The sequence below is a fragment of the Streptomyces cinerochromogenes genome (assembly GCF_014648635.1).
In the GTDB taxonomy this organism is placed as follows: domain Bacteria; phylum Actinomycetota; class Actinomycetes; order Streptomycetales; family Streptomycetaceae; genus Streptomyces; species Streptomyces cinerochromogenes.
This window is the reverse complement of the sequence record NZ_BMRM01000002.1, coordinates 42,050-63,796: the sequence shown is the minus strand read 5'-3', so window position 1 is coordinate 63,796 and position 21,747 is coordinate 42,050. Positions and strand designations below refer to the sequence as shown.

Genomic DNA, 21,747 nt, shown 5'->3' with positions numbered 1-21,747 from the left:
ATCACCCACGAGGACACCATGAGCAGCAGCACCGTCATCACCAACATCGCCACGCTGGTCACCAACGACCCCTCCCTCGGTGACGGCTCCCCTCTCGGTCTGATCCAGGACGCGGCCGTCGTCATCGACGGCGACCGTGTCGCGTGGACCGGTGAGTCAAGCAAAGCACCCGCCACTGACAACCGGGTCGACGCGGGCGGCCGGGCGGTGCTGCCGGGCTTCGTGGACTCCCACTCCCACCTGGTCTTCGCGGGCGACCGGACGCAGGAGTTCAACGCCCGCATGTCCGGCCGCTCCTACACGGCCGGCGGCATCCGCACCACGGTCGCCGCCACCCGGGCCGCGAGCGACGCGGAACTGGAGGCGAACCTCACCCGCTACCTCGCCGAGGCCCTCCGCCAGGGCACCACCACCTTCGAGACGAAGTCGGGCTACGGCCTGACCGTCGAGGACGAGTCCCGCGCCCTGCGCCTCGCGGCGAAGCACACCGACGAGGTGACGTACCTCGGCGCGCACATCGTCAGCCCCGACCACGCCGACGACCCGGCGGCCTATGTCGCCCTGGTCACCGGCGAGATGCTGGACGCCTGCGCGCCGCACGCCCGCTGGATCGACGTCTTCTGCGAGAAGGGCGCCTTCGACGGCGACCAGGCCCGCGCGATCCTCACGGCGGGCAAGGCGAAGGGCCTGCACCCGCGCATCCACGCCAACCAGCTCTCCTACGGCCCGGGCGTCCAGCTGGCCGTCGAACTGGACGCGGCCAGCGCCGACCACTGCACCCACCTGACGGACGCGGACGTCGACGCCCTCGCGCACAGCGACACGGTCGCCACGCTGCTGCCCGGCGCCGAGTTCTCCACCCGCGCCGAGTGGCCGGACGCCCGCCGCCTGCTGGACGCCGGGGTGACGGTCGCCCTCTCCACGGACTGCAACCCCGGTTCGTCCTTCACCTCCTCCGTGCCCTTCTGCATCGCCCTGGCCGTCCGCGACATGCGGATGACCCCGGACGAGGCGGTCTGGTCGGCCACGGCGGGCGGCGCCGCCGCCCTCCGCCGCACCGACATCGGCCGCCTCGCCCCCGGTGCCCGCGCCGACCTCACCCTCCTCGACGCCCCCAGCCACGTCCACCTGGCCTACCGGCCGGGCGTACCGCTGGTCAGCGGGGTGTGGCGGAAGGGCGTACGGGTCGTCTGACCGGACGCCGGCGAGCCCGGGAGGCGGGGACACCGGTCAAGGCGTCCTCGCCTCGCCTTCGGGGACACCACCGGCGCCTTCGGGGACACCCCCGGTGCCCCCGGGGGCACCCCCAGCACCCTCGGGGACACCGCCGGCCGCCACGACCCCACGGCCCCTCCGGTCGCCCTTCCCACCGCCCTTCCCGCCGTCTGCCGCGCCGTCCGCACCGGCTCCCCGCTCGCGATCGGCCACCGTCCGCCCCCACGCCGTACCGGCGAGCACCAGGACCGCGCCGAGCAGGCCGGGCACGCCCGGCCGGTCACCGCCCACGGCGATGCCGACGGCCGCGGCCCACACCGGCTCCGTGCCGAGCAGCAGGCTGACCCGGGACGGAGAGGTGCGACGGACCGCCCACATCTGCACGAAGAACGCGAACAACGTGCAGAACACGGACAGGTACACCAGCTCCAGCCAGTCCCCGCCGTCGAAGGCGGCCGCCGCCGACCACGGTGAGGCACCGGTGCCCGGCAGTGCCACCAGAGCGGCGAACACGAGGACCGCCCCGCCCAGTTGGACGGTGGTCAGCGACAGCGCGTCCGCCCCGCGCACCGACTCCATGCGGGACATGGCGAGGACGTGCACGGTACGGGCGACGGCCGCCCCGAGCATCAGCAGGTCGCCGCCGGTCGGGGCGGTGAAGCCCGCGCCCTGGGTCAGCAGGGCCACGCCCAGCACCGACAGCCCGGCCGCCCCCATGAAGGACCCGGGCAGCCGGGTGCCGCGCACCCGGCTCTCGGCGAGCGGGGTGAACACCATCGTCAGGCTGATGATCAGCCCGGCGTTCGTCGCCGAGGTGTGCACCACCCCGTACGTCTCCAGCAGGAAGATCCCGGCGAGGACCAGCCCCAGCAGCCCGGCGCCGCGCAGCTGCACCGCGCTCAGCGCGCGCAGCCGCCGCCACCCGGCGGCTGCCAGCACCGGCAGCGCCACGGCGAACCGCAGCACCAGCACGGCGAGCACGGTCCGCTCCGTGGTCACGCCCTTGGCGGCCAGATAGCTGGAGCCCCAGACCACCGCGACCAGCAGCACGGGAAGATCGGTCAGTCGGCCTCTGCCGGCCGCGGTGACGGGCATGCGCACACTCCTCAGGAGACGGGGGACGTACGGGAACGGGGTAGGACACACGGTGGCGGGTGCTCGGCGCGCCGTGTGCGCGATCACCAGGCTGTGTCTCCGCGATCACCAGGGTGTGTCTCGTGGCTCCCCGCCCCGGCGTGCTTCCCCTCGGTCGTGCGGCCCCCTCCACCACCACGGCCTTCCGAACCGGCTGGCGCGTCAGTCGGTTCGGAAGGCCGTGGTGTTCGGGAGGCCGTGGTGTTCGGGAGGCCCATGGTGAGGGAGCGGGCGGGCGCCGGGAAGAGGTTTGTGCCGGTCACCGCATAACGGTTGGGGTGCGGGGCACCCGGTGACCGGCGGAGCAGGCCCCGGACACGGCGGAGCGGCCCGGCGCCGTCCGCCGGGCCGCTTCCCGAGTGGGCCGTCCGCCGGGCCGCTTCCCTGGTGGGGGACAGGGAGCCCGCTCCTCGAACGGACGGAGGGTCACTCCTCCAGCGTCAGCCCCTTGCGCAGCCGTCCCAGGGTGCGCGACAGCAGCCGGGACACGTGCATCTGGGAGATGCCGAGTTCCTCGCCGATCTCCGACTGGGTCATGTTCGCCACGAAGCGCAGGGAGAGGATCTTCCGGTCCCGCGGCGGGAGTTCGGCGATCAGGGGCTTGAGCGACTCTATGTACTCGATGCCCTCCAGGCCGTGGTCCTCGTACCCGATGCGGTCCGCGAGCGCGCCCTCGGACTCGTCCTCCTCCGGCTGGGCGTCCAGCGAGGAGGCGGTGTAGGCGTTCGAGGCCGCCATGCCCTCCACGACCTCTTCGTTGGAGAGGCCGAGGCGCTCGGCGAGTTCCGCGACCGTGGGGGCGCGGTCCAGCTGCTGCGCCAGCTCGTCGCCGGCCTTGGCGAGGTCGAGCCGCAGCTCCTGGAGCCGGCGCGGGACGCGCACGGACCACGAGGTGTCACGGAAGAACCGCTTGATCTCGCCGATGATGGTCGGCATCGCGAAGGTGGGGAACTCGACGCCGCGGGAGAGTTCGAAGCGGTCGATCGCCTTGATCAGGCCGATGGTGCCGACCTGGATGATGTCCTCCATCGGCTCGCTGCGGGAGCGGAAGCGGGAGGCGGCGAACTTGACGAGCGCGAGGTTCAGCTCGACCAGGGTGTTACGGACGTACGCGTAGTCGTGCGTCCCTTCCTCCAGCGACTCCAGGCGCTCGAAGAGGGTCTTGGACAGGGCCCGCGCGTCGACCGGGCCGATCTCGTCGTACGGGGGGATCTCCGGGAGTCCCTCGAAGAGGTCGAGGGTGTCGATGGGATGATCCAGTTGTTCCGGTGGGGGTGTCGACGTCGCGATCGGGGTAGGCGATGCGTCGAGCCGGGGTGACATGGGTGTCCTCCATCGTTCTCGGCATATGGCTGCCGAAGCCAGTACGTGCACTGCGGTGTGCGGGCGCCTCCGAAGCCGGCGTGTAGGGGTGTGTGTCCTTACTAGCCCTACCCGGTGCACCGAGCGGGTCGCAAGTGCGTTCTGTGTCGATATGTCCGATTGTGTGCGGATGTTCGGGTGTCGGAGTGCGCATAGAAGGCGTAATGTTCGAGGGCATCAGCAGCCACGACCTCGGGAGAGAGAGACGGCATGGACCACGGGACGGTCGGCAGCGCACAGTCGGGCCGGCTTCTGGTGGAGGTGCGGGAAGAGGGCTCCAGCGCCGTTGTGACACCGGCGGGTGAGCTCGATCACCACACCGCCGATCTTTTGCGGGAGCCCCTCGACGACCTCCTGGCCAAGGGCTTCTCGCGGCTCGTGGTGGACTGCTCACGGCTGGAGTTCTGCGACTCCACGGGGCTGAACGTCCTGCTCGGCGCCCGGCTGAAGGCGGAGGCCGCCGGAGGCGGGGTCCATCTCGCCGGGATGCTGCCCGTCGTCGCCCGCGTGTTCGAGATCACCGGGGCCGAGGCGGTCTTCACCGTCCACGACTCTGTGGAGGCGGCCCTGGCCGACGGTGCCGACTGATCCCTGACCTCGTCCGGACCGGTCCGCACCGGCCTCCGCGGGCGTTGTGTGGGTCACGTCCAATACGGGGGTGTCCCGCCGGATCGGCCGGGCAGGAGAGGGCAGAAGGCAGGAGGTCTCCTGCCGGCCACCGGCCGCCGGCCGGTCGCCGGAGCCCGACGGAGGCCGGCGGAAGACCTGGATGCAACGAACGCCCTGGACGGAACGCGCGTCCGGCGGACGGGCGGGGGACGGGACCCCGCCCTGGCAGCGGCCCGCGGCGGACGCGGCGCGTACGGCCCGCGGGCGGTCTGCGACCGGCCGGCACCGGCGCCGTACGGACCACCGGCCGGACCACCGGCCGGACCACCGGCCGGACCACCGGCCGGACCACCGGCCGGACGGCCGGCCGGACCGCTCACCGGGCTGTCGAGCGACAACTGACCGGACTATTGAATCGTGAACTGGCGAATCGGTGAGGTGAAGCGCTGATGAGCACCACCCGGCCTTACTCGCCGGGCGACCGCGGCCCGGAGCCCAGCGGCGCTTCCGGGGCGCCCGAGGGGGAGGCGCCGGCCGTCGGCGCAGCCACGGGGGCAGCCGCGCCGTCCGTGCCGACCGCGCCCTCTGCGCCGGCCCCGCCGGCCGTGCCGGCCGACGGCGCGCCACAGGCGCGGGGGCGGCAGGTCCGCAGACTCCGCCTCGAAGGCGAGAGCGGGGTCGTCCCGCTCGCCCGCGACTTCACCCGCCAGGCGCTGTACGCGTGGGGCTGGCTGCCCGCCGCCGGCGCCGACCAGCAGGCCGCGGCCGAGGACGTGCTGCTCGTCGTCTCCGAACTGGTCACCAACGCCTGCCTGCACGCCGAGGGTCCCGACGAACTCCGGCTCGCCTGCGACAACAAGGTGATCCGGCTGGAGGTCTCCGACCGGGGCGCCGGCCAGCCGTCCCCGCGCACCCCGCACCGCGCCGGCCGTCCCGGCGGGCACGGCATGTTCATCGTGCAGCGGCTCTGCCTGGACTGGGGCGTCGTCCGCGCCCCGGGCACCCCGGGCAAGACGGTCTGGGCGGAGCTGGGCGCCCCCGCCTGACGCCCCGTAGGGCCGCCTCGGCCGCGGTCTCCGCTCCGGCACCCCTTCGCGCACGCCGGATCGCCACAACTCCGGCGTGCGCCGCGTCTTCCTTCCTCACGACCCCGGGCGTACCTTGACGGCCGAATCTGATGTGCCGTCAGGAATGAATGGGGTGGACCGAACGTGTCGTACCCGAAACGAACCGCCGCGCTCGCGTCCGCCGCGGCCCTGGCCGGCTCCGCGGTGCTGCTGACCGCGCCGGCCGCGCAGGCCGACGTCGTCGACGTCAACTACCGCTGCCAGACGCCGATCGGCGTCAAGAGCGCGGTCTCGCCCATCGACATCAAGAGCGCCAGGCGCGGCAGCGGCTACACGATCACCATGTCCTGGCAGAAGGGCGTCTCCTCCAGCCCGGTGGAACTGGGCAAGGGAGCGATGAGCCCGAGCGCCACCATCGAACTGGGCGGCGCCGCCAGCGGCACGCTCGCCGTCAGCGGTCCCGCCAACTCCGCCGCCATCCCGGCCGACACCCCCATCAAGATCAGCGACCTGAGCGGCACGTACACGCCGAAGAAGAGCGGCAAGGTGACCTTCACGGCGGGCACGCTCACCATCAAGGCGCTCGGTACGACGACGACGTGCACGCCGGCCAACAGCCCGAAGCCGTCCCTGACCCTGGACGTGTCGGCGGCCGGCGGCTCGTCCTCGTCGTCCTCCGGGGGCTCGTCCTCGTCCTCCTCGTCCTCCTCGTCGTCCTCCGGCGGCGCCGCGTCCGCCGGGCAGCAACTGCCGCAGACCGGCCCCGAGGACTCCGCCGTCGCCCTCGGCACCCTCGGCGGCACGGTCCTCCTCGCCGGAGCGGCGGGCGTGCTGTGGCTGACCCGACGGGGGCAGCCGGCCCGCCGCTGAACGGTCCGGGCGGGGGCGCCCACTGCGGGCCGTCCACTGCGGGCCGACCCGGGCCGGACCGCCCGCTGCGGGCCGTCCACTGCGGGCCGACCCGGGCCGGACCGCCCGCTGTGGGCCGACCCCGGCCGACCGCCAGCCGCGGGGCCGGCCCGGCGAAGCCGCCCGCAGCCGGCCCGGCCCAGGGCAGACCGCCTGCCGCCGCTCCGCCGAACCGTCCGGCCACCACCGCTGGAGCCGCCCATGCCGACCGCAACCCGCGCCCCCGGGCCACCGCCGCCCCCACCCACGCTCACACCCCCACCCCCACGCAAGCCCCCCGCCCTGGCGGCCCTCCTCCTGCTGATCCCGCCCGCCCTGCTGGCCGCCGCCCCGTCCGCGCTCGCGGAGTCCGGTGGCTGGTCGTTGGCGCCGTCGGGGGACGGGCGGCCCGCGTTCTACGCCGAGGGCGGGCCCGGGGCGGTGCTCGAGGACACGGTGGCCGTGACCAACCGGGGCCGGAGCCCGGTCACGGTCCGGCTGCGCGGCACCGGTGTGCCGGTGTCCCTCGCCCGTGCCGCCCTCACCGTCCCGGCCCGCACCCGTGCCGAGGTGCCCTTCACCGTGACGGTGCCGCGGGGCGCCGGGCCCGGCGACCGTACCGGTGCGCTCGTCGCGCGGGACGCGCACGGCCGTACCGCGACCGTGCCGGTCCGGCTGCGCGTGGGCGGTCCCGCGCTTGCCGCGCTGACCGTCGAGCACCTGGCCGTACACGCCGACCGGATCACGTACGACCTGGTCAACCGGGGTACGACCGTCCTCGTGCCGAAGCTCGCGGTGCGCGCGGACGGGGTCTTCGGCCGGGTCCTGGACCGTGCCCCGCGCACCCTGCCGGTGCGGCTGCCCCCGGGCGCCCGGCGCACGTTCAGCGAGCCGTGGCCCGGCCGGCCGCTGCTGGGAGAGGCGCGCGTACGGCTGACGGTCACGGCGGGGGGCGGCGCGCGGGACACCGCGAGCGCCTCGGCCGCGTACGTCCCGTGGGGCGCGGTGGCCGGCGCGGCGGCGGCGGCGACGGCGGGTGCGGTTGTACTCCTGCGCGGACGGCGTGCGCGTCCCGCGCAGCGGGCCGCCACGACGGGAGCGGTGTCGTGAGGCGGGGCCTGCCGCTGGTGGTCGTCGTCCTGCTGCTGGCCCTGGCCGGTACGGCCGGGGTGGGGCGGGCGGCGGACGGACCGCAGGTGCGGTTGTCGGCGGGGCAGGCCGGTGCCGGCGGGGCGGTCACCGTCAGCGGCAGCGGCTGGCGGCCGCGTACGCTGCTGATGGTGCTGGTGTGCGGGCGGGCCACCCCGGCCCGGGGTGTCGTCGGCGGCACCAACTCCTGCGCCAACGGCGACGGGCGGGCTGTGACCACCGACGCCGACGGTGCCTTCAGCCGGAAGCTGCCGGTCGCCGAACCGCCCGTGCCCTGCCCCTGCGTGGTGCACGTCGCCACCGTCACCGGCGCCACGGCCGAGGCGGACGCCGTGCTGGAGGTCGCCGGGCACCCCGTGGCCCCGCTGCCCGCCGAGCGCTCCGCCGGCCGGCTCGCGGTGCTGTCCGACGCCCGGCTCACCGGGTCGAGCGGGCTGCTGACCTGGTTCGGGGCGCCGGCCGCCCGCACCCTGGTCCTCACCGTGGGCAACACCGGTACGAGCCCGATCCGGGACCCGGTGTTCCAGGTCGGGACCGCGCACGGCGTCTTCGCCCCGGAGTGGGACGAACGGCAGTGGCACGGCACCCTGGCCCCGGGGAAGAAGGCGCGGATCACGCTCCCGGTCGAGTTGTCGGCGGGGGCGCACGGCGACTACACCGTGACGCTGCGGTACGGCGGCCGGGTGCTCGCCGAGCAGCCGTGGGGCGTGGGCCGGCCGTGGGGTGTGACGCTGTTCTGGGTCCTGCTCTGCCTGGTCGTACCGGCCGCGCTGTTCCGCGCCGGCATGGCCGTGGTGGACCGCGTCCGCCCGCGCCGCCCGGGCGGCGCCCGCCACCGGCCCGCCCGGCGCCCGCGCCCGTCCCTCCGTCTGCCGTCGCCCCCGCGCCTGCCGCTCCCGCGCATCCGCACCGCCGGGCCCCGCTCCGCAGCCGCCCCCACCGCCCCCGCCGCCCCCACCGCCACGACGGCTCCCGCGGCCCGCCCGGCCGCCCCGACTCCGACCCTGCCGTGGTTCGCCCCGGACTCCGCTCCGGGCGGCCCGGCCGGCCGGTCCTCCGCACCGCACGACGACAGCCCGACGAGTCCTACGACTCCCACCACGAAGGGACCCACGTGAGCATGCGAAGGAGAGGCACAGCGGCCGGGGGCACGGGCGCCCTGCTGGTGTTCTGCGCGGCGGGCGTCCTGCTGGGCGCTGCGGTGGCCCCCGCGCGGGCGGCCGAGGTGTCGTACGCCACCCACTGCGTGCCGCCCGCGGGCATCGACCCCGTCGACGGCACCACGAAGGTCGAGATCACCGCGCCGGCCACGGCCAGGGTGGGCGACACGGTGGACGTCGTGTGGAAGTTCGTCCAGGCCGCGTCCAGGAACCCGGACATCATCGACCTGCCCGCCAACTCGGTCCAGCCGTCCGGCGTGCTGAAGGCGGCCGGCGCGCAGACCGCCGGCATCGCGATGCGGGGCACGCGGGAGAACCCGGCGATCCCCAAGGGCGGCGCGATGGTGCTGTCCGACATGAAGGGCAGCGTGAAGCTGACGGCGGCCGGCGAGGTGACGCTGACACCGGACGCGTACACCGTCAACGCGATGTCCACCGACACGAAGTGCACGCCGAAGGAGACCGTGCAGAAGGCGGCGACGATCCAGGTGACGGCGGGCGGCGGCACGTCGACCGCGACCCCGACCAGGACGGCGACCCCGACCAGGACGGCGACCCCGACGAGGACGGCGACCCCGACGAGGACCGCCACGGCGACGGCCACCACCACCGGCGGCACCGGGCAGACCGACTTCACCGGCAAGGAGGTGCAGATCCCGTACGCCTGCAAGACCCCGATCGGCGACAAGAGCGCGACCTCGCCCGTGCAGATCAACGCGAAGAAGGACGGCGGGAGTTACGCCCTCACGGTGCAGTTCAAGAAGTCGGTGATGGACAGTCCCGCCGAGATCCCGAAGGACTCCGTGAAGCCGTCCATGGAGGTGGTGCTGGGCGGCGCCGACAAGGGCACCGTGCATGTGGAGGGGCCGACGAACGCGGGCCCGGTCAAGGCCGGCGACCCGATCGAGATCCCCGACCTCACCGGCACCTACAAGCCCGGAGCGAGCGGCACCTCGACGCTGTCCCCGGGTGTGCTGACCGTCAAGGCGCTCGGGACGACCACGACGTGCACGCCGGCCAGGACGCAGGTCTCGCTCAGCCTGGACACCACCGGGCAGCCGGGCGGCGCCGCGGGCGGCACGTCCACGTCGGGCGGCACCTCGGGCGGGTCCACGGGCGGTTCGGCGGGGGCGGCGGCGACGGGCGGCGGCGACAGCGGTGACGGCGGCCTCGCCGAGACCGGCGCGAGCGACCACGGCGCCCTGAAGGCCCTGGGCCTGGTGGCGGGCACGGCGATCCTGCTGGGCGGCGCGGTGTTCACGCTGATGCCACGGCGCAGGACGCGATAGCCGGCCCAAGGGGAGCGGGGCTGTGCCGGCCGGCATGCGGCTCCGCCGCGTGCGCGCTCCCTCGCACGCGCAGAGGGCCACCGCATCCCACGGATGCGGTGGCCCTCTGCGGCCGTTCGGGTGCAGCGACTAGTTGACGCTGCCCATCATCTTCTTCACCTTGCCGCGGTACATCCACACCGCGACACCGGCGACCACGGCGAGCACGGCCTCCAGGGCGACGAAGCCCATCTTGTCGAGGTTGACGCCACCCACGGCCGGGTTGGACAGCAGGGCGGTGACGGAGTCGCCCGCGGTCACCGCGAGGAACCAGACGCCCATCATCTGCGAGGCGTACTTCTTCGGCGCCATCTTCGTCGTCACGGACAGACCGACCGGGGACAGCGTCAGCTCACCGACGGTCTGCACGAAGTAGATCGCGACCAGCCACATCGCCGCGGCCTTGTGACCGCCCTCGGCGATCGACAGCGGGGCGAGGAAGACGAAGAAGGACGCACCCACGAGCACCAGGCCGGAGGCGAACTTCACGATCGTGCTCGGCTCCTTGCCGCGGCGGTTCAGCCACAGCCACAGCCAGGCGAAGACCGGCGCCAGGGCCATGATCATGACCGGGTTGACCGACTGGTACCAGGAGACCGGGAAGCCCCAGCCGAGGACCGAGTTCTTGGCGTTGTTCTGGGCGAACAGCGACAGGGTCGAACCACCCTGGTCGTAGATCATCCAGAAGACGGCGGCGGCGACGAAGAACCAGATGTACGCCGACACCTTCGACCGCTCGGCGGTGTCCAGCTCCTTGTCCCGCAGGATGCGGGAGATGACCAGGATCGGCACGATCAGGCCGATGAGGGTGAGCGGGATCAGCGCCCAGTTCAGGGTGAAGTGGCCGGTGCCGCCGACGACGCCGTAGAAGACCACGGCGACGGCGAGCCAGATCAGGCCCTTGCGCAGGGTGGCCGCCTTCTCGGCGGGCGTCAGCGGGGTGGGGACCTCGCTGCTCCTCGCGCTCAGGTGGCGTCCGCCGAGCAGGTACTGGGCGAGGCCCAGCGCCATGCCGAGGGCGGCCAGAGCGAAGCCGAGGTGCCAGTTGACGTCCTCGCCGACGGTGCCGATGACCAGCGGGGCGACGAAGGCACCGAGGTTGATGCCGATGTAGAAGAGCGTGAAGCCACCGTCACGGCGCGGGTCCTCCGGGCCGTTGTAGAGGTGGCCGACCATCGTGGAGATGTTGGCCTTCAGCAGACCCGAACCGATGGCGACGAGCACCAGACCGACGTAGAAGCTCGCGGCGGCCGGCAGCGCCAGGCACAGGTGGCCCAGCATGATGATCCCGCCCGCGACGGCGACCGTCTTGCGGGGGCCGAGCAGACGGTCGGCGAACCAGCCGCCGGGCAGGGCGAGCAGGTACACGAGCGACAGGTACACCGCGTAGATGGCGCTCGCCGTGCCCGCACTCAGGTGCAGGCCACCCGGGGCCACCAGGTACAGCGGGAGAAGAGCCCTCATGCCGTAGTAGGAGAAGCGCTCCCACATCTCGGTCATGAAGAGGGTGGCCAGGCCGCGGGGGTGGCCGAAGAAGGTCTTCTCGGAACCGGGGGTGCCCGGGCGGACCGAGTCCTTCGTCAGGCTGGACGCCATGGTCGTTCCTTGCTGGTCGGGACGCGCGGTCGGGGGTCCCCCCTGCTCGGCGAGGCCGAGCTTGAAGGAGTTGCGCGCCCGGTGGGGGTGCGGCCGGCACCGGCAGGTCGGTCGTCCACCCCCACGCCCAGGGGGAGTCCGCTCCGGATCACGGAGTGGCGGACGGCGACCACCGGGATCCACGCCCCTCGACGCGTCAGTGCGTCCGGAGCCCGGCCAGAGGTCATTCCTTTCGAGGCCGATCAAGGTGATCTTGGTCAGCCCGCACACGAAAGAGACCTTCAGCGTCCACTGCCGGCCAAAGGTCCCCGGTGTACTACAGGCGTTCAGGTCACCATACGGCAGGACACTGCCGGATATGGAAGGACTTGAGACGCGGATCACAGGTGTCGCGGGAACCGCACAACGGGATTCGAAGGTCTCTCCTACGATCGCATCCCCAGGTCGATGGTTCGTACCAGCAGCGCGCGAAGGTAAGAAGCGGGGGAACCGATCACACCCCGGCACCTCGCCCGGGCGGTCTACCATCACCTCATGACCCGTGTACTGCTCGCCGAGGACGACGCGTCCATCTCGGAGCCGCTGGCCCGCGCCCTGCGCCGGGAAGGTTACGAGGTCGAGGTGCGCGAGGACGGACCCGCCGCGCTCGACGCCGGAATGCAGGGCGGCGTCGACCTGGTCGTGCTGGACCTGGGCCTGCCCGGCATGGACGGCCTGGAGGTGGCCCGCCGGCTGCGCGCCGACGGCCACACGGTACCGATCCTCATCCTGACCGCGCGGGCCGACGAGGTGGACACCGTCGTCGGCCTGGACGCGGGCGCCGACGACTACGTCACCAAGCCGTTCCGGCTCGCCGAACTGCTCGCCCGGGTGCGGGCCCTGCTCCGGCGCGGCGCCGCCGAGCCGCAGCAGCCGCCGGCCACGCACGGGGTGCGGATCGACGTCGAGTCGCACCGGGCGTGGATGGGCGAGGAGGAACTCCAGCTCACCGCCAAGGAGTTCGATCTGCTGCGGGTGCTGGTGCGGGACGCCGGCCGGGTGGTGACCCGGGACCAGCTGATGCGCGAGGTCTGGGACACCACGTGGTGGTCGTCCACCAAGACCCTCGACATGCACATCTCCTGGCTGCGCAAGAAGCTCGGTGACGACGCGGCGAACCCCCGGTACATCGCGACGGTGCGCGGCGTGGGCTTCCGCTTCGAGAAGAGCTGAGCCCGGGCCCCGGCGATTCCCCACAGGTAACGGACCATGCGCCGACGTCTCATCCAGTCCACCCTCGCCGTCGTCCTCGTGGTGATCGCGGTCTTCGGGGTCTCCCTCGTGATCGTCGAGACGCGGACGATCAGCAACAGCGCCCAGGAACGGGTGGAGTCCGAGGCGGTGCGGCTGGCCAGCATCGTGGACAGCCGGATCCTCGCCGCCGAGAACGTCAACGCGGACGTCCTGCGCAACCCCGTCAGCAAGGACCAGTACGCGGTCATCCGCATGCCCGGCAAGCCGCCCATCGAGATCGGCAGCAAGCCGGAGGGCGACACCATCCACTCCACGCAGCGCGGCGAGGAGGGCGAGACGGTCACCGTGCAGGAGCCCCGCTCCGCGGTGACCCGCGAGGTCGGCCGGACCCTGCTGATCATCGGGCTGGTCGCGCTGCTCGCCGTGGTGGCGGCCGTGCTGCTCGCCGTACGGCAGGCCAACCGGCTCGCCTCCCCGCTGACCGACCTCGCCGAGACCGCCGAACGCCTCGGCTCCGGCGACCCGCGCCCCCGGCACAAGCGGTACGGCGTCCCCGAGCTGGACCGGGTCGCCGATGTGCTGGACGCCTCCGCCGAGCGGATCGGGCGCATGCTGACGGCCGAGCGGCGCCTCGCCGCCGACGCCTCCCACCAGCTCCGCACACCGCTGACGGCGCTGTCCATGCGGCTGGAGGAGATCACCCTCACCGACGACCCGGACACGGTGAAGGAGGAGGCGACCATCGCGCTGACCCAGGTCGAGCGGCTCACGGACGTCGTCCAGCGGCTGCTGACGAACTCCCGCGACCCGCGGACCGGCTCCGCCGTCACCTTCGAGCTGGACGAGGTCATCCAGCAGCAGCTCGCCGAGTGGCGGCCCGCCTACCGCAGCGTCGGCCGGGCCATCGTCAGCTCCGGCAAGCGGCACCTGAAGGCGGTGGGCACACCGGGCGCGGTCGCCCAGGTGCTGGCCGCGCTGATCGAGAACTCGCTGATGCACGGCGGCGGCACCGTCGCCCTGCGCACCCGGGTCACCGGCAACCAGGCCGTCATCGAGGTCACCGACGAGGGGCCGGGGGTCCCGGCGGACCTCGGCGCGCGGATCTTCGAGCGCACGATCAGCGGGCGGAACTCCACGGGGATCGGCCTGGCCGTCGCCCGGGACCTCGCGGAGGCCGACGGCGGCCGGCTGGAGCTGCTCCAGGCGCAGCCCCCGGTCTTCGGCCTGTTCCTGTCGCGCACGCCCCCGGCGCGCACGCCGGACGAGGACCGGCCCACGGTCCGCTGAGCGGCGGTCAGGGAACGCGCTGCCGCGGCGTCTGCTGCTCCGACTCCTGCTCCAGGATCGATTCCGCCCGCGCCACGGCCTCCCGGGCGGGCAGCGCCTTGAACACCCAGCTGCGGTACGACCAGAAGCGGAACAGGGTCGCGACGCCGATGCCGACGAACTTGAAGACGTTGCTCTGCAGCGGGCTGTCCCAGCCGAAGCCGTAGGTCGCCAGGTACAGCACGCCGTTCTCGATCACCAGGCCGACCGCGCTGAACAGCAGGAACAGCGTGAGTTCCTTGGTGCGCCCGCTCTTGTCGCGGTCCCGGTACGTCCAGTAACGGAAGCCGACGTAGTTGAAGACGATGGCCACGACGGTCGCGATGATGCTGGCCCGCACCACCGGCAGGTCGGACACGTGCCGCACCAGGTTGAACACGCCGAGATTGACGAGCACGCCAGCACCGCCGACGGCCCCGAACTTGACCACCTCGCGTACGAGCCGTTGCAGCCCCGAGGAACGAGGTTCCATGGCTGTGCAGCTCCCGTCGGTAGGTTCCGTCGACCTTGCCATGCTAGCCGGGCGGACCCTCCCGTGCCTGTGGACCGGGCCACGCCCCGGAAACGGGTCGTAAAGAGTCGGGGAAGCCCTGGGTAAGAGACCCGGGGGAGGGACGCGATCCGGTCTCCTCCACATGGCCGATACGCTAGGGGTGTGACGTTCCCGGTAGTCGGCATGGTCGGCGGGGGGCAGCTCGCGCGTATGACGCACGAGGCGGGCATCCCGTTGGGCATCAAATTCAAGCTTCTCAGTGACACCCCTCAGGATTCCGCGGCGCAGGTCGTGAGCGATGTCGTCATCGGCGACTACCGCGACCTCGACACGCTGCGCGAGTTCGCGCGCGGCTGTGACGTGATCACCTTCGATCACGAGCACGTGCCGACCGAGCACCTGCGCGCCCTGGAGGCGGACGGCATCCCCGTGCGCCCCGGGCCCGACGCGCTGGTGCACGCCCAGGACAAGGGCGTGATGCGCGCGAAGCTCGACGCGCTCGGCATCCCGTGCCCGCGGCACCGCATCGTCAGCGATCCGGAGGATGTCGTCCGGTTCGCCGAGGAGGGCGACGGCTTCCCCGTCGTCCTCAAGACGGTCCGCGGTGGCTACGACGGCAAGGGCGTGTGGGTCGTCGACTCCGCGGAGGAGGCCGCCGAACCGTTCAAGGCGGGCGTCCCCGTCCTCGCCGAGGAGAAGGTCGACTACGTCCGCGAGCTGGCCGCCAACGTCGTACGCTCCCCGCACGGCCAGGCCGTCGCCTACCCGGTGGTGGAGTCCCAGCAGGTGGGCGGCGTCTGCGACACGGTGATCGCGCCCGCCCCGGACCTGGACGAGGACCTGGCCCTGCGCGCCGAGCAGATGGCCCTGACCATCGCCAAGGAACTCGGCGTCGTCGGACACCTCGCCGTCGAGCTGTTCCAGACCCGCGACGGCCGCGTCCTCGTCAACGAACTGGCGATGCGCCCGCACAACTCCGGCCACTGGAGCATGGACGGCGCGATCACCTCGCAGTTCGCCAACCACGTCCGCGCGGTCCTGGACCTGCCGCTGGGCGACCCGCGCCCGCGCGCCAGGTGGACCGTGATGGTCAACGTCCTGGGCGGCGACTTCCCGGACATGTACTCCGCGTACTTGCACTGCATGGCCCGTGACCCCAAGCTCAAGATCCACATGTATGGCAAGGACGTGAAGCCCGGCCGCAAGGTCGGACACGTCAACACCTACGGCGACGACCTGGACGACGTGCTGGAGCGCGCCCGTCACGCAGCCGGCTACCTGAGAGGCACCATCACCGAATGAGCCCCCTCGTTGGCATCGTCATGGGGTCGGACTCCGACTGGCCCGTCATGGAAGCCGCCGCCAAGGCCCTGGACGAGTTCGAGATCTCCTACGAGGTCGACGTCGTCTCCGCGCACCGCATGCCCCGCGAGATGATCTCGTACGGCGAGCAGGCCGCCGACCGCGGCCTGAAGGTGATCATCGCGGGCGCGGGCGGTGCCGCCCACCTGCCCGGCATGCTCGCCTCCGTCACCCCGCTGCCGGTCATCGGCGTGCCGGTGCCGCTGAAGTACCTCGACGGCATGGACTCGCTGCTCTCCATCGTGCAGATGCCCGCCGGTGTCCCGGTCGCCACGGTCTCCGTCGCCGGCGCCCGCAACGCCGGTCTCCTCGCGGCCCGGATGCTCGCCGCGCACGACGAGGACCTGCTGCACAAGATGCGCGACTTCCAGCAGGACCTCAACGACCAGGCCACCGAGAAGGGCAAGCGGCTGCGCTCCAAGGTCGAGGGCGCCGGCGGCTTCGGCTTCGGGAAGTGACCGCCGTGGCCGCCCTGGACGAAGCACACGCGCTGCTGCGCGAGTTCCCCGTGGTCGACGGGCACAACGACCTGCCCTGGGCCCTGCGCAAGCAGGCCGGTTACGACCTGGACGCCCTCGACATCGCCCGCGACCAGCGCGAGCGCCTGCACACCGACCTGCCGCGGCTGCGCGCCGGCGGGGTCGGCGCGCAGTACTGGTCGGTGTACGTCCCCTGCGAGGAGCCCGAGCCGGTCGCGGCGACGCTGGAGCAGATCGACTGCGTCCGCCGGCTGCTGGAGCGCTACCCGGCCGAGCTGGCGCCCGCGCTGACCGCCGCGGACCTGGAGACGGCCCGCCGGGACGGCCGTATCGCCTCGCTCATGGGCGCCGAGGGCGGCCACTCCATCGCCAATTCCCTCGGCGCGCTGCGCGGCCTGTACGCGCTCGGTGTGCGCTACATGACGCTCACCCACAACGACAACGTGGACTGGGCGGACTCCGCGACCGACGAACCGAACGTGGGCGGCCTGTCCGCGTTCGGCCGCGAGGTCGTGGCGGAGATGAACCGGCTCGGCATGCTGGTCGACCTCTCCCATGTGGCGGCGACGACGATGCGGGACGCGCTGGACGCCAGCTCGGCGCCGGTGATCTTCTCGCACTCCTCCGCCCGCGCGGTGTGCGACCACCCCCGCAACATCCCCGACGACGTCCTGGAGCGCCTGCCCGCCAACGGCGGCGTGGCCATGGTGACGTTCGTGCCCAAGTTCGTCCTCCAGGCCGCCGTGGACTGGACGGCCGCGGCCGACGAGAACCTGCGCGCCCACGGCCTGCACCACCTGGACACCAGTGCCGAGGCGATGAAGGTCCACCGGGCCTTCGAGGAGCGCAACCCCCGCCCGGTCGCCACGGTGTCCACCGTCGCGGACCACCTGGACCACATGCGCGAGGTGGCCGGCATCGACCACCTGGGCATCGGCGGGGACTACGACGGCACCGCGTTCACCCCGGACGGCCTGAACGACGTCTCCGGCTACCCGAACCTCCTCGCCGAGCTGCTGGACCGCGGCTGGTCCAAGGCCGACCTGGCCAAGCTGACCTGGCAGAACGCGGTTCGTGTGCTGGGCGCGGCCGAGGACGTCGCCCGCGACCTGCGCTCGACCCGGCCCGCCTCCCTCGCCACCATCGAGGCGCTGGACGGCACGGACGGGAGCAGCTGACCGGAGTACCCCCGAACGCCCCACTCGCCAGGAAGGCTCCCCCCGTCCCGTGCGACCGTGTCGGTACGCCAGCCACAGCCCGCCGTAGCTCACGACCGACGTAGCCCACGACGACGCACGGAGCCCGCCATGGCCGACCTCCAGGACGACATCCCCACCACCGCCGAGGTCGGCGAGGACGACGGCCTGCCGGACGACCCCTTCGTCCGGCAGCAGCCGGACGGCGAGCTGCTGGAGCGCGCGCACGCCCTGCTCGACACCCACCCGGTCGCCGACGGCTACAGCGGCCTGCCCTGGGCGCTGCGCCATCTGCCCTGGTACGACCTGGAGCTGGGCGAGGCCGCGATCGACACCGATGTGCCCCGGCTGCGCGAGGGGCACGTCGGCGCGCTCTTCTGGTCCCTGCACCTTCCCGAGGAGCCGGGCCCCGACCGAGCGGTGACGGCGGCCCTGGAGCAGCTGGACCTGGTGCGCACGGTGGTCGAGTCCCACCCGGAGGGCCTGCGGCTGGTGCGCACCGCAGGGCAGATCATCGACGCCCGCAACTGCGGCCGGGTCGCCGTGGTGCTGGGCCCCGCCCCCGGCGCCGCCCTGGACGACTCCCTCGCCCTCCTGCGCATCCTGCACGCCCTCGGGCTGCGGGTGCTCACCCTCGCCGGCACCGCCTGGGCGGGCGAGACCGGGCTGACCCGCTTCGGGGAGGAGGTCGTGCGCGAGATGAACCGGCTCGGCGTGCTCGCCGACGTCTCCGGCGCCTCCTCGGACACCGTCGAGCGGACCATCGCCCTGTCCAAGACCCCCGTCCTGTGCAGCCGCTCGGCCGCGCGGGCCCTGCGCCCGCACCCGGCCAACCTGGGCGACGGGCTGCTCGCCGCCCTGGGCGAGGCGAAGGGTCTGTGCATGGTGCCGCTCACCGCGGAGCAGACCGGCCCGGCCGTCCCGGACGTCGCCGACCACCTCGACCACATCCGCCGGGTGGCCGGCCCCGAGTGCGTCGGCCTGTCCGGCACCTACGACTCGGGGGCCGTCCACCCCCGCGACCTCGCCGACGCCTCCCGCTACCCCCACCTGATCGCCGAGCTGCTCCGCCGCGGCTGGTCCGAGACCGAGCTGTCCCTTCTGACCTGGCGGAACGTACAGCGGGTCCTGCGCAGCGCGGACTTCACCGCCCGGGCGGCACAGCAGCGCCGGGAGGCGTCGAACGCGAGGATCACCGAGCTGGACGTCTCCTAGGGCGTCACGGCCGTTCGATCCGGCACAGGCAGAACGGATGGCCGGCCGGGTCGGCGTACACCTGGAAGTCCTTCTTCTCCCGGTCCTCCAGGTCCAGCGGGCGGGCGCCGAGCGCGATCACCCGTTCGTGGGCCGTGTCGATGTCCGCCCAGGTCGGGCCCGCGTCGAAGTCGAGGTGCAGCTGCTGGCCGTTGTGGTCCGCGCGCGGCCAGTCCGGCGGGGTGTGCCCCTCGGCCCGCTGGAAGGCCAGCCGCGGCCCGTCCGGGACCTGGAGGACGACCCAGTCGTCGTCCTGCGGCTGGGGCGTCCCCCCGGCCACCGCCGCGTAGAAGGCGGCCAGCGCGTGCGGGTCGGGACAGTCGAGGACGACGTTGCGGAGCCGGGCCACGGACGCCATGGTTTCTCCTCCAGAACGGATCTCGGAACGGGTCAGCACGTGCAGAGGCAGAACGGGTGCCCCGCAGGGTCGGCGTAGACACGGAACGTCCGCTCCCGGTCCTCGGTGTCCAGCGGCCGGGCGCCCAGCTCCAGTACCCCCTTCTCGGCCGCGTCCAGGTCCTCTACCACGAGGTCCAGGTGGAACTGCTGCGAGTGGTCCGCCGCGGGCCACCGCGGCGGCACGAACCCGGGTGCCCTCTGGAAGGCGAGCGCCGGCCCGCCGGGCACCTTCAGGTCGACCCACGCGCCGTCCCCGGGGTCCGCCTCCACCGTGCCGCCGAGCACACCGGCGTAGAAGCCGGCCAGCGCGCGGGGGTCGGGACAGTCCAGCACCACGACGTCGAGCTTGGCGAGAGCCATGTCTACCTCCTCCTGGCGTTACCCACAGAGGCGGGTAACCGGTAACGGTTACTGCATGCTCCCGCATCGGGGGTAACGTCGCAAGCATGAGCGAGAGATCGGCCGCTCCCGGTGGCCTGGCCCTGATCGAGTCCCTGGTGAACACGCTGGACATCGAGACGGGCACCGACTCGCTGGACACGCCGGAGGGCCGTGCCCGGCTCGGGATCACGGAGGCCGGCCTGGACGGGGCGAGGGACCTGCGCGAGTCGCTGCGGGCGGCACTGCTCGCCCACGCCGGCCACCCCCCGCACCGCGCGGTGACCGAGCTGAGCGCCCTGCTGGCGCGGGCCCCGCTGTACGTCGCCGTGGACGCGGAGGACGGCTCGGCCCGGCTCACGCCCGCCGACCCGGGCCCGCTGCTCTCCCGGGTCGCCGCCGCCGTCGCCGAGGCGCTGGTGGCCGGCACCTGGACCAGGCTCAAGGCGTGCGAGGCCGAGACCTGCCACTGGGCGTACTACGACCGCAGCCCCGCCGGACGCGGCCGCTGGTGCTCGATGCAGGTGTGCGGTGCCCGCGCGAAGATGCGGCGGTACCGGGCGAAGGGTGCGTGAGCCCGCACGGTGTGGTGCAGAATGCGAACAGACGCCGGTTCGGCCGACTGAGCCTCGGCCGAACCGGCGTCGCCATGCGGATCCCCTCCGGGGCCCTACGCCGTGGGCCGGCCCATCGCCCGGTACGTCCACCCGGCGCGCCGCCACAGCTCGGGGTCGAGGGTGTTGCGGCCGTCGAGGATCACCCGGGCCGTCGCCGCCTCGCCGAGCGCGGCCGGGTCCAGCTCGCGGAACTCCTGCCACTCGGTCAGGTGCAGCACGATGTCGGCGCCCCGGACGGCCGACAGCGCCGAGTCGGCGTAGCCCAGCGTCGGGAAGACCTTGCGGGCGTTGTCCATGCCCTTCGGGTCGTACACGGTCACCTGGCCGCCCTGGAGGTGGATCTGGCCGGCCACGTTCAGCGCGGGCGAGTCGCGGACGTCGTCCGAGTCGGGCTTGAAGGTGGCGCCGAGCACCGCGACCCGCTTGCCGAGGAAGGAGCCGCCGCCGAGCGCCTCCCGGGCCATCTCGACCATCGCGCCGCGCCGGCGCATGTTGATGGAGTCGATCTCGCGCAGGAAGGTCAGCGCCTGGTCGGCGCCCAGCTCGCCCGCGCGGGCCATGAACGCCCGGATGTCCTTGGGCAGGCAGCCGCCGCCGAAGCCGATGCCGGCGCGCAGGAACTTGCGGCCGATCCGGTCGTCGTACCCGATGGCCTCCGCGAGCTTCGCCACGTCACCGCCGCCGGCCTCGCACACCTCCGCCATCGCGTTGATGAAGGAGATCTTGGTGGCGAGGAAGGAGTTCGCGGCCGTCTTCACCAGTTCGGCGGTCGGGAAGTCGGTGACGACGAACGGCGTGCCCTCGCCGACCGGGCCGGCGTACACCTCGCGCAGCAGCTTCTCCGCGCGCTCGCTGCGCACGCCCACGACGATCCGGTCCGGGTGCAGGGTGTCCTGGACGGCGAAGCCCTCGCGCAGGAACTCCGGGTTCCAGGCCAGCTCGGCGTCGGCGCCGGCCGGGGCGTGCTCGGCGAGGTAGGCGGCCAGCCGGTCGGCGGAGCCCACCGGCACCGTCGACTTGCCGACGACCAGCGCGGGGCCGTGCAGATGGGGGGCGAGGGAGGCGATCGCGGAGTCGACGTAACTCATGTCGCACGCGTACTCGCCGTGCTTCTGCGGGGTGTTCACGCACACGAAGTGCACATCGCCGAAGGCGCCGGCCTCCGCCCAGTCCACGGTGAACCGCAGCCGCCCGGTGGACCCCTCGATCCCGGCGACGTGCCGGCGCAGCAGCTCCTGGAGCCCCGGCTCGTACATGGGTGTCTCGCCGCGCTCCAGCATGGCGATCTTCTCCGGTACGACGTCCAGGCCCAGCACCTCGAAGCCCAGCTCGGCCATGGCCGCGGCGTGTGTGGCGCCGAGGTAGCCGGTGCCGATCACGGTGATCTTCAGGCTCATGGATGCGCTCCAGCTCGGGTACGTCGGTGATGCGGCCCCCGAGCATAGTCGGGCGCCCCGGCGGGCAATTTCCCCGCTGTCGTGTAGCTCACGTAGGCGGGGTCG

The 21,747-nt window shown here is 73.1% G+C and carries 21 protein-coding genes; 14 read left to right on the top strand and 7 right to left on the bottom strand.

What is annotated here, in order from left to right; genetic code table 11:
* Nucleotides 1-18: 18 nt before the first annotated feature.
* A complete protein-coding gene (gene hutI / locus IEZ20_RS04045) occupies nucleotides 19-1,194 on the top strand; it encodes an imidazolonepropionase (protein WP_189294702.1) in 1,176 nt (391 codons plus the stop codon).
* 36 nt (nucleotides 1,195-1,230) lie between these two features.
* On the opposite strand, the gene IEZ20_RS04040 is transcribed toward hutI, so the two are convergent.
* Complete coding sequence (locus IEZ20_RS04040) at nucleotides 1,231-2,310, bottom strand: DMT family transporter (RefSeq protein ID WP_189294701.1); 1,080 nt, start codon at nucleotides 2,308-2,310, stop codon at nucleotides 1,231-1,233.
* 465 nt (nucleotides 2,311-2,775) lie between these two features.
* The gene (locus IEZ20_RS04035; RefSeq protein WP_189294700.1) at nucleotides 2,776-3,672 is read right to left on the bottom strand and encodes an RNA polymerase sigma factor SigF; all 897 of its coding nucleotides are present in this window, start codon (nucleotides 3,670-3,672) and stop codon (nucleotides 2,776-2,778) included.
* A gap of 249 nt (nucleotides 3,673-3,921) precedes the next feature.
* On the opposite strand from IEZ20_RS04035, the gene IEZ20_RS04030 reads away from it, so the two are divergent.
* The 6 genes from IEZ20_RS04030 to IEZ20_RS04005 all read left to right on the top strand — a co-directional run bounded on the left by IEZ20_RS04030 (nucleotide 3,922) and on the right by IEZ20_RS04005 (nucleotide 9,873).
* Complete coding sequence (locus tag IEZ20_RS04030) at nucleotides 3,922-4,299, top strand: STAS domain-containing protein (RefSeq protein ID WP_059251093.1); 378 nt, start codon at nucleotides 3,922-3,924, stop codon at nucleotides 4,297-4,299.
* Nucleotides 4,300-4,769: 470 nt separating this feature from the next.
* On the top strand, nucleotides 4,770-5,366 hold the full coding sequence (locus IEZ20_RS04025) for an ATP-binding protein (RefSeq protein WP_189294699.1): 597 nt from the start codon (nucleotides 4,770-4,772) through the stop codon (nucleotides 5,364-5,366).
* Nucleotides 5,367-5,531: 165 nt separating this feature from the next.
* The gene (locus IEZ20_RS04020; protein WP_189294698.1) at nucleotides 5,532-6,257 is read left to right on the top strand and encodes an LPXTG cell wall anchor domain-containing protein; all 726 of its coding nucleotides are present in this window, start codon (nucleotides 5,532-5,534) and stop codon (nucleotides 6,255-6,257) included.
* A 240-nt stretch (nucleotides 6,258-6,497) separates the two neighbouring features.
* On the top strand, nucleotides 6,498-7,385 hold the full coding sequence (locus tag IEZ20_RS04015) for a COG1470 family protein (RefSeq protein ID WP_229895867.1): 888 nt from the start codon (nucleotides 6,498-6,500) through the stop codon (nucleotides 7,383-7,385).
* The gene (locus tag IEZ20_RS04010; RefSeq protein WP_229895866.1) at nucleotides 7,382-8,542 is read left to right on the top strand and encodes a hypothetical protein; all 1,161 of its coding nucleotides are present in this window, start codon (nucleotides 7,382-7,384) and stop codon (nucleotides 8,540-8,542) included. Before IEZ20_RS04015 ends, IEZ20_RS04010 begins: the two co-directional genes overlap by 4 nt.
* Nucleotides 8,543-8,544: 2 nt before the next feature.
* Nucleotides 8,545-9,873 (top strand): hypothetical protein, encoded by a 1,329-nt coding sequence (locus tag IEZ20_RS04005; RefSeq protein WP_229895865.1) that lies wholly within the window; start codon nucleotides 8,545-8,547, stop codon nucleotides 9,871-9,873.
* Between the two features lie 129 nt (nucleotides 9,874-10,002).
* On the opposite strand, the gene IEZ20_RS04000 is transcribed toward IEZ20_RS04005, so the two are convergent.
* Nucleotides 10,003-11,508: a peptide MFS transporter gene (locus tag IEZ20_RS04000; protein ID WP_189294697.1), complete on the bottom strand. Its 1,506-nt coding sequence runs from the start codon at nucleotides 11,506-11,508 to the stop codon at nucleotides 10,003-10,005.
* Between the two features lie 534 nt (nucleotides 11,509-12,042).
* On the opposite strand from IEZ20_RS04000, the gene IEZ20_RS03995 reads away from it, so the two are divergent.
* Nucleotides 12,043-12,720: a response regulator transcription factor gene (locus IEZ20_RS03995; protein ID WP_189294696.1), complete on the top strand. Its 678-nt coding sequence runs from the start codon at nucleotides 12,043-12,045 to the stop codon at nucleotides 12,718-12,720.
* A gap of 36 nt (nucleotides 12,721-12,756) precedes the next feature.
* Nucleotides 12,757-14,028: a sensor histidine kinase gene (locus IEZ20_RS03990; RefSeq protein ID WP_189294695.1), complete on the top strand. Its 1,272-nt coding sequence runs from the start codon at nucleotides 12,757-12,759 to the stop codon at nucleotides 14,026-14,028.
* A 7-nt stretch (nucleotides 14,029-14,035) separates the two neighbouring features.
* Here IEZ20_RS03990 and IEZ20_RS03985 read toward each other — a convergent pair whose 3' ends face one another.
* Nucleotides 14,036-14,539: a GtrA family protein gene (locus IEZ20_RS03985; protein WP_189294694.1), complete on the bottom strand. Its 504-nt coding sequence runs from the start codon at nucleotides 14,537-14,539 to the stop codon at nucleotides 14,036-14,038.
* 183 nt (nucleotides 14,540-14,722) lie between these two features.
* Here IEZ20_RS03985 and IEZ20_RS03980 point away from each other — a divergent pair, with 183 nt between their 5' ends.
* The 4 genes from IEZ20_RS03980 to IEZ20_RS03965 all read left to right on the top strand — a co-directional run bounded on the left by IEZ20_RS03980 (nucleotide 14,723) and on the right by IEZ20_RS03965 (nucleotide 18,812).
* Nucleotides 14,723-15,862 (top strand): 5-(carboxyamino)imidazole ribonucleotide synthase, encoded by a 1,140-nt coding sequence (locus IEZ20_RS03980; RefSeq protein WP_189294693.1) that lies wholly within the window; start codon nucleotides 14,723-14,725, stop codon nucleotides 15,860-15,862.
* On the top strand, nucleotides 15,859-16,380 hold the full coding sequence (purE, locus tag IEZ20_RS03975; protein WP_189294692.1) for a 5-(carboxyamino)imidazole ribonucleotide mutase: 522 nt from the start codon (nucleotides 15,859-15,861) through the stop codon (nucleotides 16,378-16,380). Before IEZ20_RS03980 ends, purE begins: the two co-directional genes overlap by 4 nt.
* 5 nt (nucleotides 16,381-16,385) lie before the next feature.
* Entirely contained in the window at nucleotides 16,386-17,579 is a 1,194-nt protein-coding gene (locus tag IEZ20_RS03970) for a dipeptidase (protein WP_189295321.1), read from the top strand.
* 129 nt (nucleotides 17,580-17,708) lie between these two features.
* Nucleotides 17,709-18,812, top strand: coding sequence for a dipeptidase (locus IEZ20_RS03965; protein WP_189294691.1), 1,104 nt, complete (start codon nucleotides 17,709-17,711; stop codon nucleotides 18,810-18,812).
* A 4-nt stretch (nucleotides 18,813-18,816) separates the two neighbouring features.
* On the opposite strand, the gene IEZ20_RS03960 is transcribed toward IEZ20_RS03965, so the two are convergent.
* Together IEZ20_RS03960 and IEZ20_RS03955 are read right to left on the bottom strand one after the other, a co-directional pair.
* Nucleotides 18,817-19,209, bottom strand: a complete 393-nt coding sequence (locus IEZ20_RS03960) for a VOC family protein (RefSeq protein ID WP_189294690.1) — start codon at nucleotides 19,207-19,209, stop codon at nucleotides 18,817-18,819.
* 32 nt (nucleotides 19,210-19,241) lie between these two features.
* Nucleotides 19,242-19,610, bottom strand: coding sequence for a VOC family protein (locus tag IEZ20_RS03955; RefSeq protein WP_189294689.1), 369 nt, complete (start codon nucleotides 19,608-19,610; stop codon nucleotides 19,242-19,244).
* 86 nt (nucleotides 19,611-19,696) lie between these two features.
* Between IEZ20_RS03955 and IEZ20_RS03950 the strand changes: the two genes are divergently transcribed.
* Nucleotides 19,697-20,203, top strand: a complete 507-nt coding sequence (locus IEZ20_RS03950; protein WP_189294688.1) for a CGNR zinc finger domain-containing protein — start codon at nucleotides 19,697-19,699, stop codon at nucleotides 20,201-20,203.
* Between the two features lie 95 nt (nucleotides 20,204-20,298).
* Here the strand turns inward: IEZ20_RS03950 and IEZ20_RS03945 are convergent, their stop codons facing one another.
* On the bottom strand, nucleotides 20,299-21,642 hold the full coding sequence (locus IEZ20_RS03945) for a UDP-glucose dehydrogenase family protein (protein ID WP_189294687.1): 1,344 nt from the start codon (nucleotides 21,640-21,642) through the stop codon (nucleotides 20,299-20,301).
* Between the last annotated feature and the right edge of the window lie 105 nt (nucleotides 21,643-21,747).

Bases quoted from the DNA above. Each gene is read 5' to 3' on its own strand.
- hutI (WP_189294702.1), top strand. From the start codon at position 19: ATGAGCAGCAGCACCGTCATCACCAACATCGCCACGCTGGTCACCAAC.
- IEZ20_RS04040 (WP_189294701.1), bottom strand. From the start codon at position 2,310: ATGCCCGTCACCGCGGCCGGCAGAGGCCGACTGACCGATCTTCCCGTG.
- IEZ20_RS04035 (WP_189294700.1), bottom strand. From the start codon at position 3,672: ATGTCACCCCGGCTCGACGCATCGCCTACCCCGATCGCGACGTCGACA.
- IEZ20_RS04030 (WP_059251093.1), top strand. From the start codon at position 3,922: ATGGACCACGGGACGGTCGGCAGCGCACAGTCGGGCCGGCTTCTGGTG.
- IEZ20_RS04025 (WP_189294699.1), top strand. From the start codon at position 4,770: ATGAGCACCACCCGGCCTTACTCGCCGGGCGACCGCGGCCCGGAGCCC.
- IEZ20_RS04015 (WP_229895867.1), top strand. From the start codon at position 6,498: ATGCCGACCGCAACCCGCGCCCCCGGGCCACCGCCGCCCCCACCCACG.
- IEZ20_RS04005 (WP_229895865.1), top strand. From the start codon at position 8,545: ATGCGAAGGAGAGGCACAGCGGCCGGGGGCACGGGCGCCCTGCTGGTG.
- IEZ20_RS04000 (WP_189294697.1), bottom strand. From the start codon at position 11,508: ATGGCGTCCAGCCTGACGAAGGACTCGGTCCGCCCGGGCACCCCCGGT.
- IEZ20_RS03995 (WP_189294696.1), top strand. From the start codon at position 12,043: ATGACCCGTGTACTGCTCGCCGAGGACGACGCGTCCATCTCGGAGCCG.
- IEZ20_RS03990 (WP_189294695.1), top strand. From the start codon at position 12,757: ATGCGCCGACGTCTCATCCAGTCCACCCTCGCCGTCGTCCTCGTGGTG.
- IEZ20_RS03985 (WP_189294694.1), bottom strand. From the start codon at position 14,539: ATGGAACCTCGTTCCTCGGGGCTGCAACGGCTCGTACGCGAGGTGGTC.
- purE (WP_189294692.1), top strand. From the start codon at position 15,859: ATGAGCCCCCTCGTTGGCATCGTCATGGGGTCGGACTCCGACTGGCCC.
- IEZ20_RS03965 (WP_189294691.1), top strand. From the start codon at position 17,709: ATGGCCGACCTCCAGGACGACATCCCCACCACCGCCGAGGTCGGCGAG.
- IEZ20_RS03960 (WP_189294690.1), bottom strand. From the start codon at position 19,209: ATGGCGTCCGTGGCCCGGCTCCGCAACGTCGTCCTCGACTGTCCCGAC.
- IEZ20_RS03955 (WP_189294689.1), bottom strand. From the start codon at position 19,610: ATGGCTCTCGCCAAGCTCGACGTCGTGGTGCTGGACTGTCCCGACCCC.
- IEZ20_RS03950 (WP_189294688.1), top strand. From the start codon at position 19,697: ATGAGCGAGAGATCGGCCGCTCCCGGTGGCCTGGCCCTGATCGAGTCC.
- IEZ20_RS03945 (WP_189294687.1), bottom strand. From the start codon at position 21,642: ATGAGCCTGAAGATCACCGTGATCGGCACCGGCTACCTCGGCGCCACA.